The organism is Clostridium felsineum DSM 794 (genome assembly GCF_002006355.2).
Classification (GTDB): Bacteria; Bacillota; Clostridia; order Clostridiales; family Clostridiaceae; genus Clostridium_S; species Clostridium_S felsineum.
On the sequence record NZ_CP096980.1, the window covers coordinates 1430631 to 1450905 of the forward strand.

Consider the following 20275-nt stretch of genomic DNA (forward strand, 5'->3'; position numbering starts at 1 on the left):
TATGCAAATGCTTATAAATGGAACAGATTTAACACAATATAATAGTAGATTAATTAATTTAGATATACAACCATCTAGTGTTAATAATTCGGATGAATGGCTAAGAGATAGTTTAACCCCTCTTAACTTACATCAGCAATTTGAATATAAAAAGATAACAGCAGAGATTTTAGTAATTGGAAATAATAGAGAAGATGCTTTATTAAAAGTTTCTCAAATAACTAATTTATTAAAATTCACAGCAACTATACAATTTGATAATATGAGTTACTTCTATGATTGCAAATTAAGTGGTACACCAAGCCTTACTAAAGGTGTTATTGTAAACAAAGTTGTTATGACTTGCGATTTTAACGCAATTTGTTATAAGTCGGAGGAATCACATGGTTTTAATGGCTCTATAGTAGTAACCAACAATGGTACTATGGAATGTCCGTGTGATATTACCATTACAGAACCAGTTGACACACCAATAGTTACTATTAAAGGAATAACCGAAGAAGATATAAGAGTTTTGTATCTTAAGAAAGATATTCCTATAACTATAAGCGGAGAAAATAAGACCATTACAGAGCCAGACCTAGACCATTGGATTTCAGATTCTACTGGCAATGGCAAATGGATTTATAAGTACTGGAATATAGCAATGTCTAATAGTCCAGAACTAACAGCAAGACCAAACATATTACCTACTAAAGATTTTATAGATAAGAGTGTTTCTTGCTACCATCAAGAGTTATTATCTGATAGTACAAATTTAGTTTATAACGATATAACCAATATTATAGGAAGTATAAAGACAGGTTTATATGTAAATAGTGCCAAGAGTGTATCATTTCAATTCAAACATGATGATGGTGTAAATGTATATCTAAATAATAATAGCGTATATAGTAGTGCTAATGCAGAAATAAACACACCAGATAATCCAAATTATCCTACGATTACATTAGCATTACAGCAAGGTTGGAATGTACTAGAATTTGTATATATAAATCATCTATCAGAAGGTGGAGTATATGCACTAACACAAAAGTCAAGTGATATGGTAGATGGGCTTAATTGTTACTATGCAAGAGATTTAAGCTATTTAGAAGTTGCTAATAAATTTGCAGAAGTGACTTTATGGGAATTTCCTAAATTAGAGGTTGGCATAAATACAATAGCCCTATCCGATAATAATGCGGTTGCAAGTATTGCCCATAAGCCAAGATTTTTATAGAAAGGAGGGCGATTAATGGTTTTATTATTAGATACAAGTAGAAATAAAATAGGAAATATAGATGTATATAAAGATATGTCCATAACTAAAGAAGTTAAAAAGTTAGATAATTTATCTATATATATACCAATTACAGATCCAAATTATAATGTTGTTGCCGAAGAATATTATATAAGAACAAAAGATAATGAGTATGTAATAAAAGAAATAAATATAAATGATGATAATTATAAAGAACTTTATTGCGAGGTTAATGTAGAAGAATTAAAAGGCACATTAGTAGAAGACTTTAACCAGGTCCAAGGTCAGTGTGAAGGCACAGCTAATTTAGCTTTATCTTATACTAATGGATGGAGCGTAGCATATTGTGATGTTAATAAGAAAAGGAATGTAGTAAAGAAACAATGTACTGTCTACGACATTATACAAGAAATACAAGACATATATAAATGCGATATAGTTTTTAATGCTATAAATAAAGAAATATTTATATATCAATCAGTGGGAAGTGATAAAGGTGTATATTTTACAGAGGAATTAAATCTTAAGCAATTGCAATTACAAAGTAACACTAACGATTATATTACACAGTTAATACCGATTGGTAATAATAACATGACTATAGAAAGTGTAAATAATAACCTAAAGTATATAAGTAATTACCAATATACTACTAAAGTAATACAGGCTTATTGGATAGACAACAGATACACAATTCCACAGGATTTATATGAAGATGCGGTAGAAAGACTCAATGAACTTAGCAAACCTAAAAGAAGCTATAGTGTATCTGTAATAGACTTAGCAAAAATAAATAAAGACTATGCTATATTAGATTTTGATATTGGCGATAGTATTACTTTGTTGAGTAAAAGTAAGAAAATAAGAGATAATCAGAGGATAAAAAAGATAACTATATATCCAGATGAACCAGAAAAAAATACAGTTGAAATAAGCAATATATTAGATAATATAGAAGATTTAATTACTAGATTTGATAATACATCTAATACAGTTGATACAGTTACAAATTCTGATGGGAGTATAGATGGTAATAAAGTAGATGGTATTAACGGTAATCAAATTGTAGATAAAAGTATTAGTTCTCTACAAATAGGGAATGAAGCAGTTGGTACTGCTCAAATAGCATTAGCAAGTATTGGTAACGCACAGATAGATAGACTATCAGCAAATAAATTAGTTGTAGATACAGCAGATATAAAAGATGGTGCTATACAACATGCTAAGCTTGGAGATGCAGTAATAGAGAGTGCAAATATAGCTGATGAAGCGGTTACAAGTGCCAAGATACAAAATGAAGCAGTAGGTACTGCACAGATAGCAAAAGAAGCTGTAGGAAACGCACAGATAGCTAATATGGATGTAAGTAAATTAAACGCTGGTGACTTGAACGCAGATATAATTCATATGGTCAGCGGAGATAATAGATTACAATTAAAGGGTAATAAACTACAATTATTTGCAGATAACAATGGACAGCAAGAAAGGGTGTTATTAGGGCAACAAGACAATGGAGATTATGGATTATTGGTAAGAGGTTCAGATGGTCAGACGGTTTTGTTTAACGAAAATGGACAGACTAAGGAAGGGTTTACAGATGGATATGGGAAACTAGATGATAAATCCTTAGACCCCAAAAAAATAGACATAGAAAAAGTCGTTACAGAAATTAACGGAGCAACTACCAAAATACAAAGTTCTAGTGTTATAGTAGATAATAAAAGTTTAGATACTAAATTTACAGAGATAACGGAAACTGTAGATAATATTCAAATAGGTGGTACTAATTTATTAAGAAATAGTGACTTTTCTAAAGGTGAAAATTTTTGGAACAATATAACTGAAATTGTGGATGATAGTATCTATGGAAAAATGGCTTTGTATAATTTACAAAGTGCCCAAGCTTTAGGAGTGCAGAGTTTATTAATACAACATGGCACATATACGATGTCTGCTATAGTTAAAGCGAATGATTTTAGTAAAGTTACAGGTATTGGATTTGTATTTTTCTATACAGATAATAGTTATACTGACTATACATGGGAAGGTCATCAATGGATTGATTTAGGCAATGGTTATAAAAAAGTAATAACTACAGGTGCTACAGATACTAATAAAACGCTTAGTAGAGTAGATATAAGGATATATACTCAAGGGAATAATACATTACAATTTCAAGTAGGAAAAATGAAATTTGAAAAAGGTAATAAGGCTACCGATTGGAGTCCAGCACCAGAAGATGTTCAAACTCAAATAGATACTAATACAACCAATATAGAAGAAACAGCGACCCAAATAGGGTTTAACTTAGAGAGTCAAACATGGAGACAAACTGACAACTTAGAAACCTTCAAGGATTTTCAAACTTTTCTACAGGCTCAAAAGGGGAAAATATTAGCTAGTGTTTCCGAAACCGATATAGAAGGATTATTAATTAAGTGGACTAATATTGTGGGAGTATCTATAAATGGTACAACTCTTACAGCTACAGGAGCAAATAATAATTGGGGTAGTACTGGTTGTAGTTCTATACAAACGTTAAGTAATGGACAATATGTAGAATGTGTTCTTAATGCTCAATCTAAAAGAGGTATGATTGGTTTGAGTCATACTGATATAGACCAGAATTATAATACTATACAATTTGCTTTATACCCAGATTTAGATGGTAATAATAACCCTAGTGATTGGGTAGTGTATGAAAATGGTACATGGACTAAAGATTTAGGAAATTGGAATGTAGGAGACACAGGAAGAATTGCTATAGAAGATAATAAAATAAATTATTATATAAATGGTAATTTAAAGTATACAAGTACCCAAACACCTACATTACCATTAGTAGTAGATACAGCTTTTTATATTCCTAATACTCAATTTGTAGATGTAAAAATAGATTCTTTAGTAAATATAAAGTCCACTATAGAACAGAGCCCAGATGCAGTAAAGATAGGATTTAACGGCATAACCAATAAAATACAAATGGATACTAGTGGTTTACATATAAATGATGGTGCTATAGATATAAAAAACAATGTTGGAAATGTGGTATTTAGTTCAGATAGTAATGGTGACTTGAATTTGAGGGGATCAATTACACACTATGACAGTAACGGTCAACCAGCAATTCAGATACTTAATAATAGTCTTAAGGTTTATGATTGGTCAAGAAGTGGAGATTTTGTTGGTGGAGTGCAAAGTTATACAAATACTGGAGGAGCTTATGCTGGTCGTGGTGGTATAGAAGTTTATGCGGATCAAGGTAATCCACTTTCATTATCATATAGCACCAATACAGGAACATATACATTTTTAAAATTAGATGATACAAAGCAAGAAACCGGAAACATGGCAAGAGGGGCGTTTTTAGAAAATGTGGATTTTGTAAACTATTCAAGGCAATATTTTTATGGAAGTGATTTTAGCATCCCTTGTGGATCAGTTGGTCTGAGTGGCGATAATGATTTATGGGTAAGTACTAAGCAAGGCTATAATATTATACTAGGATATTATCAAAACAATGACGGCGGTGGAAATAGTGGAGTTTATACAAAAGTTACCAGTACAGAATTAACTCAACGGGGTGATATTTGGTGTACTGGTAAATTCTATAGTGCTAACGGAGATGGTGGTGCTTATTATTTAATACCAAGAACTAACCAAGATTCCACAGGAATACAATTATTCTACGAAAATGGTGGCAATCTTATATGGCAAAAGAATAACGGAGAACTAAGGTATTCTGTAGGAATTAATGCATCTGATAAGGCATTAAAGAAAAATATAGTAGATAGTACTGAAAATTATTTAGATATAGTAAATAAATTCAAACTCCATGAATTCGATTATAATGGAAAAATGGGTACAGAAGGACATGTTAAAGCTGGAATAATAACCCAAGAAGCAGAAAAAATAAATAAGGGCTTTACACAAACTTGGGCTAAAGATATAGATGATACAGAATATAAATGCCCGAATTGGTCAGCTATAAGTCCATACTTAATTGGGGCGATACAGCAGTTAAGTAATAAAAATAATCAGCTTGAAAAAGAAAACAACGCTTTAAAAGAAAGGTTAGATCAATTAGAGAATAAAATAAATAAATTATTGGAGGAATAAAAAATGGATAATATTGATACAAATTTAAAAGTAACACCAAAATCTGATGTAGTAAATGTAAGCGATACTACTGTAGACGCATTAGATATATTATGTAAAATGCCTAGTAGGGAATACGATGTAGGTTCAACTCACTACGCATTGGCATTATATGCGCAGGAAAACAAAGATGTGTGTCCAGATTTAATAGAGACAATGAATCTAGGCGCTGGAGATATTTTTTATCTATATGATACAACTAAGCTACTGTATTATGCAGTAGATGCAATAAAAAGATTAAATTTAAAAATTACAGATCTAGAAACAGAAATAGAAACATTAAAAAAATAAATAATAATTTAAAGAGGGCAGGAGCAATTCTTGCCCTCTTTAAAGGAGGTCGAAAATGGATGTAAAAGGGTATGTAACAAAGGAAGAATTTAATTTAGAGATAGAGTTATTAAAAGATAAAATAAATGGTTTAGAAAAAAGCAAAGCAGATAAAGAAATTATTGCAGAAATAAGAGAACAAATTAGTATACTTGGCACTAAAATAACAGACATGAAAGAATCACGACTAGAATTCAAAGAAGATCTAGATAAGCTTAATTTAAAAATACAAGATAATAATATAAACAATATAAAAATACAAGAGCAGCAGCAACAAAATAAACAACAATTATTAGAAGTTAAAGATACTATTAAAAATTTAAATATAAATTTAGTTGATCTAAAAAGTACATTAGACAACAGCTTGTGGAATACATTTTGTAGATTATATAGCAAATATAAAAGTGTAAAAATAATTACTCTTATATGTATTATAGTTTTTGTAACATTACTTATAAGTGCATTATTTTTTTATACAGCTAATGCAGATTATGCAGAGAAATTTAAAGATTTATATACATTTTTTAAAGGTGGGTTAAAATGATAACTATACTTCAAATAATATTATTAAATTCTTTAGAAACAATATTTCTATTTTTATTTATATTATTTAGCTATACTGGGAGAACAAAAATAAATAAAAAAGATATTGTGCTGATGATATTAATAAGTATAAGTTCTAACTTTATACAAACATATGGTTTACCTACAATATTTTCAAATATTATAGGTATATTTTTATATTATATAATATTTAGATTCTTTTATTTTAAAGATAAAAAATTAAAATTATTACAAATAATAATTTTATCATTTGTAAGTTTACTATTTATTCAAATAACTACTTATACACCTTTAATTTTATTTTTGAATTTAAACATAATTATTATACAGAACAATGTATTTTATTTATTTTTAATAAGGATACCAATAGACCTAATATGTTTTGTTATTTTATTATTTAAAAAAGAAAGGATGGATGAAAATGAAAACAGGAGAATTATTGATTAAAATAGGAAATAAATTATTTAAAAGCTCAAATAAAAGAGTTGTGATAGCTACATTTATTATACCTACTATAATACTTAAAGTGAGCACAGTACCTTGTTGGTGGCTTTTCGGAAAGCCAAGAAAACCAAGGTGTTTTAAATAATGTATAGACTATTAGCTTTTAAAATAGCTAAATGTATAGCTAATAAAGAAAATACAGATCACTTTATAAGACATGGGTATTACTATGTGTTGTTATTATTAATAAGTACTATAGGGGAGATAGCATTAATATTATTGCTGTCTCTTTTATTATGTTGCTTTAAGTATACAGTAGTTGTTTTAGTTACTTTTATTATCTTAAGACTTAGATTCAATACATACCATTGTCGCAAGATGAAGACTTGTACTATTTTTTCTTTGTTCTTTATTATATTACTAAGTTTTATAAGTAAGTTTATTTCTACTTATAATATTAATTTTATTGTCTCAGGATCATGTACAACTCTATTGTTTATATTACTTATCAACCAAAACAAAGTTCAAGGTATATTAAAAGAGATGGAGGGATTTTTTTGAATGGAATAGATATTTATAACGGCTCAGAGATTGCAGATTGGGACGCCATTAAATCAAGTGGAGTGCAATATGTATATTTAAAAGCTACAGAGGGATTGACTTTTAACGATTCAAAGATGAAGGAATTTTATAATGGTGCTAAAAGTGTAGGCTTAAAAGTTGGCTTTTATCATTTTTTACATAGGAATAATCCATATATGGAAGCACAACATTTTATTAATATGATAAGTAGCTTTAAAGCTGATATGAAATATATGATTGATGTTGAAGCACAGGAGTTTAGTAATGCTGGACAAAATGATACAAGCACAAGGGTTCGCCAATTTTATGACTATATGCAGAGCAAAGGATATGAATGTGCTGTTTATACTTATAGTTCTTTTTATAAGGAGTTATTTGATGATAGAGTTAAGAGTTTACCTTTATGGTTAGCTGAATATGGAGTTAAAAAACCGAGTGTTACCCAATATATAGGGTGGCAATATGCAGAAGATGGAAATGTACCAGGAGTAAATGGGAAATGTGATGTTAATAATTTTAGTGAAGGCATACTATTAGGAAATTCTAAACCATTAATACTAAATGTAAGCGAAGTTGCGGCGCCACAAAATATAGATAATACTACAAAAATAATACAGCAGCAACTTAATACACTTCTAAAGTTAAATTTAGTAGTAGATGGAATTAAAGGCACAAATACAGATAATGCTATAAAAGAATTTCAAGGAATAATGGGACTTGTACAAGATGGTATATGGGGGCAAAATACAGTTACAGCAGTTACCCAAATATTTAATAATCCAGTTGATGGGATACAGTATCCTCACTATGAATATGCCACTAGATACATACAGTATAGAGTTGGTGGATCAATTGATGGTGTGTTTGGAAATGGTACAAAAGTAAATGTCCAAAACTGGCAAGCTAGACATGGGCTTTCAGCAGATGGAGTTGTTGGTGGAGCCACTTGGAACGAACTAATAAATAAAAATAATTAGGAGGAATGAAAAATGAAAGAACAAATAATAAATGAAATATTAATACCAGGTTTAGGGGTGCTTTTTAATATAATTATAGGGGTAATAGCTTATTATGCTAAACAATTTTATAATAAAAATAAAAGCGTTATAGAGTTGCAAGAAGAGCAGTTAAAGCAAAAGATAGGCATAGATAAATATAATCAAGATGTAGCTATTATAAAGCAATCCGTTGAAGCGGTCGAGCAAATGGGAAAGGAATTTAACTGGACAGGTGAAATTAAAAATTCTAAAGTTCTACAACTTATAGAAGGGAAGACAGGACTTACAGATGAGGAAATATTTAACATAATCAAAGCTGCAGTACTGCAAGTCAATAATATTAAATCTGTAAGTAAATAATGAAAATGTAATTATTGACATAAATTATAAATTTGTTAAAATTAAGATAAATAATAATTACATAGGGGGATTTTACATGAATAAAAAGGAGAAAGTAATATTAGCCGTTGTCGCCGTAGTATTAGTACTTTTACTAGGTATTGCTATAGGTGATAAAGGAAGTAATAGTAAAGAAGCTTCAAATAATAAGAACCAAACGCAGAATAATAAAAATTCATCTAAAGCAACAGCAAGCAACTCAACCCAAGATTCAAAAAGTAAAATATATAAATTGGGTGAAGATGGTCAAATAAATGGTTGGAGCATTAAAGTTTTGGATGTTCAGGAAACTAATACAATAAGTGCTGGCGAAGGTGAGCCTAACATAACTACACAACAAAAGTTTATAAAGATAAAATTACAAATGACTAATAAAACACAATCGCCAAAGCAATATTCGAATGGGAACTTTCTTTTAGGGAACATGAAAGATAGCAAAAAATATCAATTAAATTCAGATGCTGGCTTAAAATTAAATGAAGTTGAAACTATAGATAATAAAAATAGTGGTTTCTTCTTAATGTATGATGACTTGAACCCAGAAACACCAAAACAAACATATCTAGTATTTGAAGTTCCAACTTCATTTAATATAAGTGATGGGGTGCTAGTGGCTGGAGATGATAAAAATACAGCCGGATATTATTTGAAATAAATAATTATAAAAATGACCACATAGTGACCACATTTTTTATTTAAAACAGTTTTTTTAATTAATTAATATTACTTTAAAGTGCCGATACTGCGTTAATTTATTTAGAAATAATATTAAAATAATTGAGTGGGAATAAAAGTAAATTGTTGTTAAGCCAGTGTTTACAAAGTGTTGAAATAAATTTATATTTGAATAATTAAGTAATGAAAAGTAATTAAGATAGAAATATCTTAGTTACTTTTTTGTTTTTTGCAGTGTTTTTGGAAGGGATTTGTATATGAGAAAAGGTGAACAGATATTATAACGTTAAGACTACAAGATATGGTTGTAATTATGGATGTATACCACAAGTTAACGAAGGAGAAAGTATCTTTAAGTATACACAAGGCAAAAAAAATAAAAGGAGCGGATTACCATAGACAATTTAATTGATAACTTGGATTTTTATATTGATTTAACATTTGGCGACTTTTATCAAGAACGAAAGACTGGGAAGTATAAGAAGTATTTTGAATGTCCAAGCTATTATTAGTTAAAAACAATAATCAACAGTATAAACTATTTAAGAAGATATGTGGTATGGAAATATTAAATGTAAAAGAAATGATTTAGGATATGGAAAATTAAAAATCCACCTATTTGTAGTAGATGACTTTTGCAAAATTAAATATTGTTAAATAAAACCTTAATAATTCTAACAATCTATAGGTAAAGTATATTTCAAAAACTGATTATTTTTAATACTTAACATATACTTATATACTGTATTATGTTATTTAATGTAAGGTGTGTATTTATTTTAGGTATAAAGAGATAAAGTACTATTATCGTAATATAGGTACTAATAATATTTAAAATTTAAACGAGTACTTCAATCCTAAACCAGTTCTCTCATGTTTTCATAGGAAATCTGATTTATTTAGATGTATGTCCAGATAATCCGCTAAACAAACAGATAAAAAAAGAAGCCAGCAGTGGTATGTGCTAGCTTTATGCTTTTTCTTAGATGTAATTAAAATATAGATACAATATTTATTAATGCTAGTTTGCTACTACTTGATTCTTCTTTAGTTTATTATTAAAAATAATATATAGCATTACTCCAATTAAAAAGGTAATTATTTCTGTAATTGTCATAGACCATATAACACCATACAATCCAAAGAAATTATTCAATACTATTATGACAGGAATAAAAAGAATTCCTTGTGTAATTGACATAATTGTTGATGGTGTTCCTTGACCTGATGCTTGAAAAATTCCTATAAATAATGTTGTGAATCCATTGAAAAATGCGGAAATAAGCATAGCAACCATGATATAAACTCCAACACTTAATACTGCTGCATCGTTAGAAAACAGATGAATAATTACATTTCTAAAAATATAAACTAAAGTAACAACCCCGCCTGATAATCCAAAAATCCATAAAGTTGATTGTTTTATACTGTCTTTTAATCTCTCAAAGTTTTCATTAGAAAAATTATATGCAAATAAAGGAATAATTCCTAATGCAAGTCCCATTGCAAGAAATTCTGGTACTTGTACAATTCTTAAAGCAATCCCAAAACTAGCTACTACACTTTCTCCATATCTAATTGAATAATTATTCAAAAGAAGAGTTGTAATAATTAGAAAACAAGCTAGGAACAATTCAGAAATCCCAATTTTATATATCTCTATTTTATCTTTAAGAGAAATATTAAAATTATTAATAAAGCCTTTTAAATTCTTACTTTTTGTTTTCAAGTAGTAAACATAGTAAATAGATGAAGCTATATTAGCTAAAATCATTGATAATGCTACCCCTACAACATTAAATTTAAATAATAGTATAAATAATGGGTCAAAGATAAGACTAAAAATTGTGCTTACAACCATTCCGAACATTGATTCTTTTGATGCTCCTTCTGCTCTTACAACTTGCTCCAATGCAAAGTTCATTATAATTGCAAAACCACCAATAAACATAGTTAAAGAATAACTTTTTGTATAATTAATAATAGCAGAAGTATCTGCCCCCATAATCTTAACAATAGGAGTAAGTACTATTGTTAAGATTATTCCAAGCAAAATTCCTATAATAATACTACTATAAAAAGTATATCCTGCTACCTTCTTAGCTTTATCTATATTTTGTTTTGCAACAAGACGAGTTATAAATGTTCCGCCTCCAGCGCCTAACATATTTCCAAAAGCCATCAATACAGTGAAGATTGGTAGTCCTAAGGTAATAGCAGTTAGCATATCTGTATTGTTTAATAGTCCAATAAAGAAAGCATTAATAACGTTATATATTGTACCTACTGACATACCAATCATCATAGGAATAGATAAATGTGCAATTGCCTTAGTAATTGGTGCATTTTCTAAATAATATTCGTTTGACAATTTTTGTTTCATAATTTCATCCTCCACAATAAGAATTCTTAGAATTCATATTCTTAGAATTCTAAGTTTTTGGTTATAAGTTATTATATTAATAACTTATAAGTTTCTATCTACTTTCAATAGCAAAGCTAACAACGTCTCTTTTTCTTGTTTCGTCAAGCTTCCGATAATATTTTCCTCTGTCTCAACCACTGATTTGTTAAAATACTCTATTAATTCAGCGCCTTTAGGCAATACATATATATATTTTTGTCTCTCATTCTCTTTAGGAATTCGCCTTTCTATATATCCCTTTTTCTCTAAACCTTGAAGCATACTTGTAATGCTTGCTTCTGTACGTTGAAATGCTCGAGCCAAATCTTTTTGAATAATACCACTGTCTTGATGTTCATAAATATAACCTATCATGCGTCCTTGTTGAGAATTTAATCCTAACTTTTTTACTTTTTCATCAGAACTGAGTTTCATTTTTATTGCAATACTTCTTATTAATTGCGAATATGGTGTTTGTATAGAGTATTCAGAATTAGTCATTCAAAGCCCTCCTAAAAGCATATTAGAATTCTAACTGTTTATAGTTTAACAGTTAGAATTCTAAGTGTCAATATTTATTTTATATTTATAATATTTTTTTTATCATTTATATGGAAATTTTTACATTTACGGGATTTGTCATCAACTTTCTTAATGTAAACAAAATAAGAAGGCCAACCTCCTTCAGTTCCACTTAGACTTGATTCTCTTGCTTTATTTAGGTGCATTGTTAAGTTGTTATTTATATTAATCTCTATTCATTGTATATATAGTTTTGTTTATAGTTATTTTTTAAATAAGCATGTGTAGTAATCTCTTTTGTTTCTGATCTTGTATACTTTAACTTTATATATTTTACTTGCAATTTGTTTTTTTATGTAGTTTGGACAGTATAAATATATATTTGCTTTGAATGAGCTAAAATTGTAGTATACATATATAAAGAGTTTAAAAACCAAAAATATTATTTATAAATATGAGTTGAAATATGAAGCTATATAAGTTACCTCTAGGTATTAGGATTCCAAGAGATGATGAATATCCTAATGGATATGATGTGAAATCAATTAATATCAAAAGAAATTTAGCAAATATAACTGAGGGATTTAAAATAAATGAAGTTAAAGGAGAAAAATTTTCTCATTATGCAACTATAAATATTGATGCTGACAAAATTTGGAATGTGTTTTGCAGTTTAACAAGTAGGTTAATTGATGATGTAGCTTATGGGATAATAGGGTTTAAAGATGATGAACCTATATTAAGTAAGTTCACAAATACTGAAAGAGTTATTGAAGTTTTCAGAAAGTACAAATTTGAATTGACTAATGATGGATATTTACAATTTGGCATAGCTAACTATAATGATAAGTCATTAAATGAAATTTTTATTACAAGCTTCAAGTATATGATAATATGGACTAATAATAAAGAGCAATTAGTCCAAATATTAAATAGTTTTGATATTGAAAAAGTAGAAAATCTTCAATTTATAGATGAGTTTCCGGTTGTATCAGAAGCACTTACTGCTAATGAAGATGATGGAATTAAACATTATTCGGATGTTATTGAGGATATAGAGAAAGAATTTGATGAATTATGATTTGCACATTATTAATATGTAATAAGAATGTGATTCAATAAAGGAATTAAAATATAAAGATTGAATGGTAATAAAATTTATAAATTCCGTAAGCTATCTAAAATAAGAGCTTGCGGACTTTTTTGCTTTGATTTACTTTATTATATAATAGATAGACATATGTGACAAAATTATGAATTAAAGAATAAAATTGCATAAGTAATTGTACTGTTTTAAATAGTGTGATAAAATTAACTAAAGTGGTAAGACCACTGTACCATGAAATGATTTTTATAAAATGGTACTTGATAAAAACTTGGATACACTGTAATTATATCAAAAGTAGTTTAATAATATGAAGGTGTAAAGGAGAGAAAAAGTATGAATATTCTGTTATGTGTAAAGCAAGTTCCAGATGATTCTATTGAAATTCATTTGGATAATAAAACGAAAAAACCTAATTTGAATGGAGTTAGTTTAGTAGCAAATGCGTTTGACACATATGCATTAGAGTTAGCAGTTCGTTTTATGGAGACTCATGGAGGAAATGTTAGTGTATTAACTATTGGAGCAGATGATTCTTTGAATACATTAAAAAATTGTCTTGCGGTAGGAGCTAAAGAAGCATTTTTTGTAAAAGATGATTTATATGCAGATTTAGACGCTATTGGAGCAGCTAATGCTTTGGCAGATGCTATTCATAAAATTGAAAAAGACAAAGGTGAAAAATTTGACTTGATTCTTTGTGGAAGAGAATCTACAGATGAGATTACTGGTCAAGTAGGAGCAATACTTGCTGAAAAATTGGAGACAGGCTTTGTAAGTAGTGCAATTGTAATCGATTTGAAAGATGATTACATGGAAATTCATCAAGAAATTGAAGAAGGATATAATGTAGTTTCTTTAAAAGCACCAGCTGTAGTAACAGTAAGTAAACCAAATTATGATCCACGTTATCCTACAATTAAAACTAAGATGGCAAGCCGTAGGGCAGTCATTCCAACTTATTCAGCAGCAGAAATTGGAGAGGTAAAACAAGCAAAAGTACGTTGCATAGAATATGTTGAACCTCCTAAGAGAGAGGCTGGCATAAAAATTCAAGAGAAAGATGCTACATTAGCAGTAAATGCTGCTATGGAGCAAATGAAAAAAGATAAGGCAATCTAATTAAGGAGGAAAACGAAAGTATGAAAGCATTATTGTTTATTGAGATAGATGGAGAAAAAGCAATAGGCGGAAGCCTTGAACTTATAAGTGCAGTAAAATCATTAGAGGCAGAAGCCTCAGCCCTTGTAGTTAAGAGTAAGTCTGTGGCAGATAATATAGCAACTTTTGGAGTTCCAGTTGTTTTCACAGAAGCTTCTACAGATTGTGATACTTTAACAGAAGTATTATCCGAAACTATTAAAGAACAAAATCCGGATATTGTTTTATTATCAAATACAGAATTAGCTAAAGATATTGCACCACGTGTTGCAGGACGTATGGAATTAGGCTGTGTAAGTGATGTGATATCAATGAGTAAAACTGATGGAAAAGTTGTATACACTAGACCAGCTTATGGTGGTACAATCCTAGAACATATTGAAGTAGAAGGTACTGCAATAGTTACAGTTAGAAGTGGAAGTTTTTCAAAGCCAGAGGCTAGTTCAAATGCAGGTGTTACAGAGAAAAAGATTGAAATTCCAGCTAGTGCTGTTAAGGCAAAAATAATTGATACAGTAAAAGAAATTTCAGAGTCTGTTAATTTAGAAGAAGCACAAGTTATTGTTTCTGGTGGACGTGGAATGGGAAATGCAGAAAATTTCAAGCTTGTTGAAAAATTAGCAAAGGTGCTTGGTGGTGTAGTAGGCGCAACAAGGCCGCCAATTGAAGAAGGGTGGATTTCTCGTGCACATCAAGTTGGACAATCAGGTAAGATTGTAGCACCAAAACTTTATATTGCATGTGGTATTTCTGGAGCCACACAACATACATCTGGAATGTCAGGTTCTAGTTATATAGTAGCAATTAATAAAGATGAAGAGGCTCCAATTTTTGAAATTGCTGATGTAGGAATCGTGGGAAATGTAACTGAAATTCTTCCAGTAATGATTGAAGAAATGAAGAAGGCAAAAGAAAAAGCAGAGTAAAGTTTTTGTCCCTTATGTAGAGATAAAAGTAAAATTATGAATAGATGTTTTAAAGTTGAAAAACTTAATAATAACGTATATGGTAAAGGGACTATCGCACTAAAAAATGAACCTCAATTCACAAGAAAATAAAATTTCATATATAGAAAAGTATTAAGGAAGTTAAAAATCTAACATATGAAAAACAGATATATAGGTAAGCTGCCAAAATTAATTTGTATCAAAATGCTTTAAAAGTAGTATTTTAATATAAATTAATTTTGAAGTTTATCTTTTAATAAGGGAAAAGTTATATGTCAAAATGTAAATGGCGATCACTCTTAATAAAGGAGCAGTGCCATAAAAAAATTGAATGAGGGGATAAAAATGTTATTTTTAAAATTTTTAATAGCGATATTACCAATTATTTGCCTCATAATTGCATTAAGTGGGTTAAAAATGCCAGCACATAAAGCTACGGTTATGGCACTTGTTATCACAATAGTTTTAGGTATTGTTTTCTGGAAGCTTAATGTAGTTTATGCCGCTTCAGCTGTATTAGAAGGAGTACTTAACGCATTATGGCCGATTTGTTTGGTTATTGTTGCAGCTTTGTTTGCGTATAATTTGACTTTACGTACAGGTGCAATGGAATCAATAAAAAGGATGTTAGCTGGAGTTTCTACAGATAAAAGAGTCCTAGCATTAATTATCGGATGGGGATTCGGTAGTTTTATGGAGGGAATGGCAGGCTTCGGTACAGCAGTTGCAATACCAGCATCTATGCTAGCAGGTATTGGCTTAAATCCATTCGCGGCAGTTGTAGCATGTTTGGTTGTTAATAGTACACCAACTGCATTTGGATCAGTGGGAATACCTTTGGTAACACTTTCATCGGTAACAGGAGTTTCAGCCCACACCTTGGCAACAAATACGGCAATGATTCAAGTAATTCTTGCTTTTATCAGTCCATTTATTATGGTATGTATTATAGGTGGAGGAATAAAGGCACTAAAAGGAGCATTTGCTATTACATTAATTGCAGCAATATCATTTGTATTGCCTTGGTATATTACAGCAACAGTAGTTGGAGCAGAACTTCCTAATATAGTAGGATCTATTTGTTCTATGGCATGCACAGTTATTGCAGCGAAACTATTTAATAGCAAGCCAGAAGCTGAGTATTCCATTGAAACTTCTAATAAGACAGAAGAAGCAATATTAATGGCTAAAGAAGAAATATCAGCATCAGTAAATCAGCATAAAGGAAATTCTATATCATTTGGTAGAGCATTACAAGCCTGGTGCCCATTCATTTTAATATTTATTATGCTATTATTTACATCAACTTTATTTCCAGCGATTAATCGTCTCATTGCACCAATAAAAAGTGTTGTGACTGTATATGCTGGTAAAGGCGGTAGTAAGTTGGCTTTTAGTTGGATTAATACGCCAGGTATTATGATTTTTATTGCTGCAATTATTGGAGGTCTTGTACAAGGCGCAAAAATACCAACAATGGGACATGTATTGGCTGATACACTAAAAGCAAACTGGAAAACAATTGTTACAATTTGCTGTGTTATGTCAGTTGCAAAGATAATGGCTTATAGTGGAATGATTTCAGATATTGCCAGTCTTTTAGTTGTAGCCACAGGAAGAGCATATCCATTGATTTCTCCATTAATTGGAGCAGTTGGAGGATTTGTTACAGGATCAGGTACATCAACTTGTGTTTTATTTGGAGGTTTACAAGCTAAAACAGCACAAAATCTTGGACTTTCTTCAGCATGGATGGCAGCAGCAAATGTTCTTGGAGGAGGTATAGGAAAAATGATTTGTCCCCAAGGTATTGCAATTGGTGCAAGTGCAATTAATAAATCTGGTTCAGAGAGTAAAATTTTGGGGAGTGTGCTTAAATATTTCTTGGTATATGTAGTTATAGCTGGTATTATATGTTTTGTAGGAACATTATTTATAAAATAAAAAAGTTGTATTCAGAAGGGAAGGGTTATTATGTCTCAGTATAATCAATTAACAGAAGAAATAATCTTAAAATTACAAAAGGCAGCTCCAGGACATATTTTAACAGGTGACAATATCAATGCAGATTATAGTCATGATGAAATGCCTATTTATGGAAAGAAATCTCCCCAAGTTGTATTAATGGCACACTCTACAGAAGAGGTTGCAGCAGTAGTAAAAATATGTAATGAAAATAAGATACCAGTAACACCAAGAGGAGCAGGAACAGGACTTGTAGGAGGAGCAGTTCCACTTTTAGGAGGAGTTTTAATTGATATTACAAAGATGAACAAAATAATTTCTTATGACTTGGAGAATTTTGTTGTTCATGTAGAAGCAGGTGTTTTGTTAAAAGATCTTGCAGAGGATTGTGCAAAACAAGGATTATTATATGCACCAGATCCTGGTGAAAAGTCTGCTTGCTTATGCGGTAATGTTTCAACAAATGCTGGTGGAATGAGAGCTGTTAAATATGGAGCAACTCGTGATTATGTGCGTGCAATGAAAGTTGTTCTTCCAACAGGAGAAATTACTAACTTTGGAGCTACAGTATCAAAAACAAGTTCAGGTTACAGTCTACTGAATTTAATGATTGGTTCAGAAGGTACTCTTGGAATTATTACAGAACTTACTTTGAAAGTTATGCCAGCACCAAAAGTAGTTGCAAGTTTAATCATTCCTTTTGAAAATTTAGATGATTGTATTTCTACTGTTCCTAAATTTAAAATGGAACACATGAATCCTCAAGCATTAGAATTTATGGAAAGAGAGATTGTTTTAGCCAGTGAAAGATATATTGGAAAGAGCGTATTTCCACAAGTAATCAGTGGAGTAACTGCAAATGCTTATTTACTTGTTACCATAGATGCAAGTAATGAGGATGAGTTAAATAATCTTATTGAGCAAGCTAGTGAAATAGTATTGGAAGCAGGAGCGATTGACGTTCTTGTAGCTGATACACCTGCCAAAATAAAGGATGCATGGGCTGCACGTTCTAGTTTCTTAGATGCAATTATGGCAGAAACAAAATTATTAGATGAATGTGACGTGGTAGTTCCAGTAAATAAAATTGCTTCGTATCTTGCTTTTGTAAATAAAGCTGGTGAGGAGTGTGGAATAACTATTAGAAGTTTTGGACACGCAGGAGATGGAAATCTTCACATATATCAATGTAGTAATGATTTAGAAGAATCAGAATTTAAAGCAAGAGTTAATAAATTCTTTAAGATTATTTACGAAGAAGCAACAAAATGTGGAGGGCTTGTTTCAGGAGAACATGGAATTGGTAGCGGAAAGATGAGCCATTTAGCAGATAGTGTTGGAGAAATAAACATGGAACTAATGAAAGGTATTAAAAAAGTGTTTGATCCTAATTCTATTATGAATCCAGGAAAAGTATGCTTACCACTAGATGGAGAAAATTAAAAAAAATTTAATATAAACATATTAAGAAAAAGAAAGGTAGGAAATAGATATGAATTTTAAACAAGATGAAAATCATGAGCAATTACAACAAATGTATCGCGAGTTTGCAGAGAATGAGGTAAAGAAAATTGCAAAAGAAATTGATGAAACTATGCGTTTTCCAAAAGAGAATGTAGAAAAGATGGCTGAAATGGGCCTACTTGGAATACCATTTCCAGAAGAGTATGGTGGAGCTGGAATGGATACCTTAAGCTATGTACAATGTGTAGAAGAATTATCTAAATGTTGTGGAACAACAGGTGTTATTGTTTCAGCACATACAAGTCTTTGTGCAACACCAATTTACACATATGGTACAGAAGCACAAAAAGAGAAGTATTTAAAACCACTTGCATCAGGTGATAAATTAGGTGCATTTGCATTAACAGAACCTGCTGCTGGAACTGATTCAGCTATGCAAAAAACAACAGCAGTACTTGATGGCGACCATTATGTATTAAATGGTAGCAAAATCTTTATTACTAATGCAGGATATGCAGATATATATATTATTTTTGCTATGACAGATAAGAGTAAGGGAACAAAGGGTATTTCAGGATTTATTGTTGAGAAGGATTTTCCAGGCTTTTCTGTTGGAAATCATGAATTAAAGATGGGAATTAGAGCGTCTTCTACATGTGAATTATTCTTTGATAATTGCATAGTTCCAAAGGAAAATCTTTTAGGAGAAGAAGGCAGAGGCTTTAACATTGCAATGGCAACTCTTGATGGAGGTCGTATTGGTGTTGCTGCACAAGCTCTTGGTATTGCAGAAGGTGCAATAGACGAAACTATTAAATATGTAAAGGAACGTGTTCAATTTGGACGTCCTATTTCAAAATTTCAAAATACACAATTTGAACTTGCAAAGATGCGTGCAAATACAGAAGCTGCAAAACTTTTAGTATATCAAGCTGCATGTGCAAAGGATGATCATGAAAAGTATACACATTTAGCTGCTATGGCAAAATTAGTTGCTGCTAATAATGCTAGTGATGTAACAAGACGTTGTTTGCAATTATTTGGTGGATATGGATATACAAGTGATTACCCAATTGAAAGAATGATGCGTGATGCAAAAATAACAGAAATTTATGAAGGAACATCAGAAGTTCAAATGATGGTTATTTCTGGATGGATGGGAGTTAAATAATAAATACCTAAAATAAAAAATATATAGAAGTAAATTATACAGTGTTTTAGGTATAAATAAGAGATGTGGCATTAGTATGCTTTTTATGATAATACCACACCTCCTTTTTATTCTTATCCATATACAAAACTATCAGCATTTTA

The 20275-nt window shown here is 30.3% G+C and carries 17 protein-coding genes; 15 read left to right on the forward strand and 2 right to left on the reverse strand.

What is annotated here, in order from left to right:
- Nucleotide 1 precedes the first annotated feature (1 nt).
- From CLFE_RS06760 to CLFE_RS06795, 9 genes are all read left to right on the forward strand, one after another.
- The gene (locus tag CLFE_RS06760; protein ID WP_242951688.1) at nucleotides 2–1222 is read left to right on the forward strand and encodes a hypothetical protein; all 1221 of its coding nucleotides are present in this window, start codon (nucleotides 2–4) and stop codon (nucleotides 1220–1222) included.
- A gap of 15 nt (nucleotides 1223–1237) precedes the next feature.
- On the forward strand, nucleotides 1238–5362 hold the full coding sequence (locus CLFE_RS06765; protein WP_077894679.1) for a phage tail spike protein: 4125 nt from the start codon (nucleotides 1238–1240) through the stop codon (nucleotides 5360–5362).
- 3 nt (nucleotides 5363–5365) lie between these two features.
- On the forward strand, nucleotides 5366–5692 hold the full coding sequence (locus tag CLFE_RS06770; RefSeq protein ID WP_077894680.1) for a hypothetical protein: 327 nt from the start codon (nucleotides 5366–5368) through the stop codon (nucleotides 5690–5692).
- A 55-nt stretch (nucleotides 5693–5747) separates the two neighbouring features.
- Nucleotides 5748–6275, forward strand: a complete 528-nt coding sequence (locus tag CLFE_RS06775; RefSeq protein WP_077894681.1) for a hypothetical protein — start codon at nucleotides 5748–5750, stop codon at nucleotides 6273–6275.
- 441 nt (nucleotides 6276–6716) lie between these two features.
- A complete protein-coding gene (locus tag CLFE_RS06780) occupies nucleotides 6717–6884 on the forward strand; it encodes a hypothetical protein (protein ID WP_169850995.1) in 168 nt (55 codons plus the stop codon).
- Nucleotides 6884–7300, forward strand: coding sequence for an accessory gene regulator B family protein (locus tag CLFE_RS24455; RefSeq protein ID WP_077894683.1), 417 nt, complete (start codon nucleotides 6884–6886; stop codon nucleotides 7298–7300). Before CLFE_RS06780 ends, CLFE_RS24455 begins: the two co-directional genes overlap by 1 nt.
- The gene (locus CLFE_RS06785; RefSeq protein WP_077894684.1) at nucleotides 7297–8298 is read left to right on the forward strand and encodes a GH25 family lysozyme; all 1002 of its coding nucleotides are present in this window, start codon (nucleotides 7297–7299) and stop codon (nucleotides 8296–8298) included. The genes CLFE_RS24455 and CLFE_RS06785 overlap by 4 nt, the downstream gene beginning before the upstream one ends.
- 12 nt (nucleotides 8299–8310) lie before the next feature.
- Nucleotides 8311–8679 carry a phage holin, LLH family gene (locus CLFE_RS06790; protein ID WP_077894685.1) on the forward strand — a complete coding sequence of 123 codons (369 nt, stop codon included), beginning with the start codon at nucleotides 8311–8313 and terminating at the stop codon, nucleotides 8677–8679.
- A 76-nt stretch (nucleotides 8680–8755) separates the two neighbouring features.
- Nucleotides 8756–9373, forward strand: coding sequence for a DUF4352 domain-containing protein (locus tag CLFE_RS06795; protein ID WP_077894686.1), 618 nt, complete (start codon nucleotides 8756–8758; stop codon nucleotides 9371–9373).
- A 1041-nt stretch (nucleotides 9374–10414) separates the two neighbouring features.
- Here CLFE_RS06795 and CLFE_RS06800 read toward each other — a convergent pair.
- Together CLFE_RS06800 and CLFE_RS06805 are read right to left on the reverse strand one after the other, a co-directional pair.
- Nucleotides 10415–11776 (reverse strand): MATE family efflux transporter, encoded by a 1362-nt coding sequence (locus CLFE_RS06800; protein ID WP_077894687.1) that lies wholly within the window; start codon nucleotides 11774–11776, stop codon nucleotides 10415–10417.
- 84 nt (nucleotides 11777–11860) lie between these two features.
- Nucleotides 11861–12298 carry a MarR family winged helix-turn-helix transcriptional regulator gene (locus tag CLFE_RS06805; protein WP_077834189.1) on the reverse strand — a complete coding sequence of 146 codons (438 nt, stop codon included), beginning with the start codon at nucleotides 12296–12298 and terminating at the stop codon, nucleotides 11861–11863.
- A gap of 487 nt (nucleotides 12299–12785) precedes the next feature.
- Here CLFE_RS06805 and CLFE_RS06810 point away from each other — a divergent pair, with 487 nt between their 5' ends.
- From CLFE_RS06810 to CLFE_RS06835, 6 genes are all read left to right on the forward strand, one after another.
- Nucleotides 12786–13400: a hypothetical protein gene (locus CLFE_RS06810; RefSeq protein WP_077894688.1), complete on the forward strand. Its 615-nt coding sequence runs from the start codon at nucleotides 12786–12788 to the stop codon at nucleotides 13398–13400.
- Nucleotides 13401–13760: 360 nt separating this feature from the next.
- Nucleotides 13761–14546, forward strand: a complete 786-nt coding sequence (locus tag CLFE_RS06815; RefSeq protein ID WP_077894689.1) for an electron transfer flavoprotein subunit beta/FixA family protein — start codon at nucleotides 13761–13763, stop codon at nucleotides 14544–14546.
- A 20-nt stretch (nucleotides 14547–14566) separates the two neighbouring features.
- Entirely contained in the window at nucleotides 14567–15511 is a 945-nt protein-coding gene (locus CLFE_RS06820; RefSeq protein ID WP_077894690.1) for an electron transfer flavoprotein subunit alpha/FixB family protein, read from the forward strand.
- A 366-nt stretch (nucleotides 15512–15877) separates the two neighbouring features.
- A complete protein-coding gene (locus tag CLFE_RS06825) occupies nucleotides 15878–17476 on the forward strand; it encodes an L-lactate permease (RefSeq protein ID WP_077894691.1) in 1599 nt (532 codons plus the stop codon).
- A 30-nt stretch (nucleotides 17477–17506) separates the two neighbouring features.
- Nucleotides 17507–18940 (forward strand): FAD-binding oxidoreductase, encoded by a 1434-nt coding sequence (locus CLFE_RS06830; protein ID WP_077894692.1) that lies wholly within the window; start codon nucleotides 17507–17509, stop codon nucleotides 18938–18940.
- 49 nt (nucleotides 18941–18989) lie between these two features.
- Nucleotides 18990–20132, forward strand: a complete 1143-nt coding sequence (locus CLFE_RS06835; protein WP_077834194.1) for an acyl-CoA dehydrogenase — start codon at nucleotides 18990–18992, stop codon at nucleotides 20130–20132.
- The last annotated feature ends 143 nt before the right edge of the window (nucleotides 20133–20275 follow it).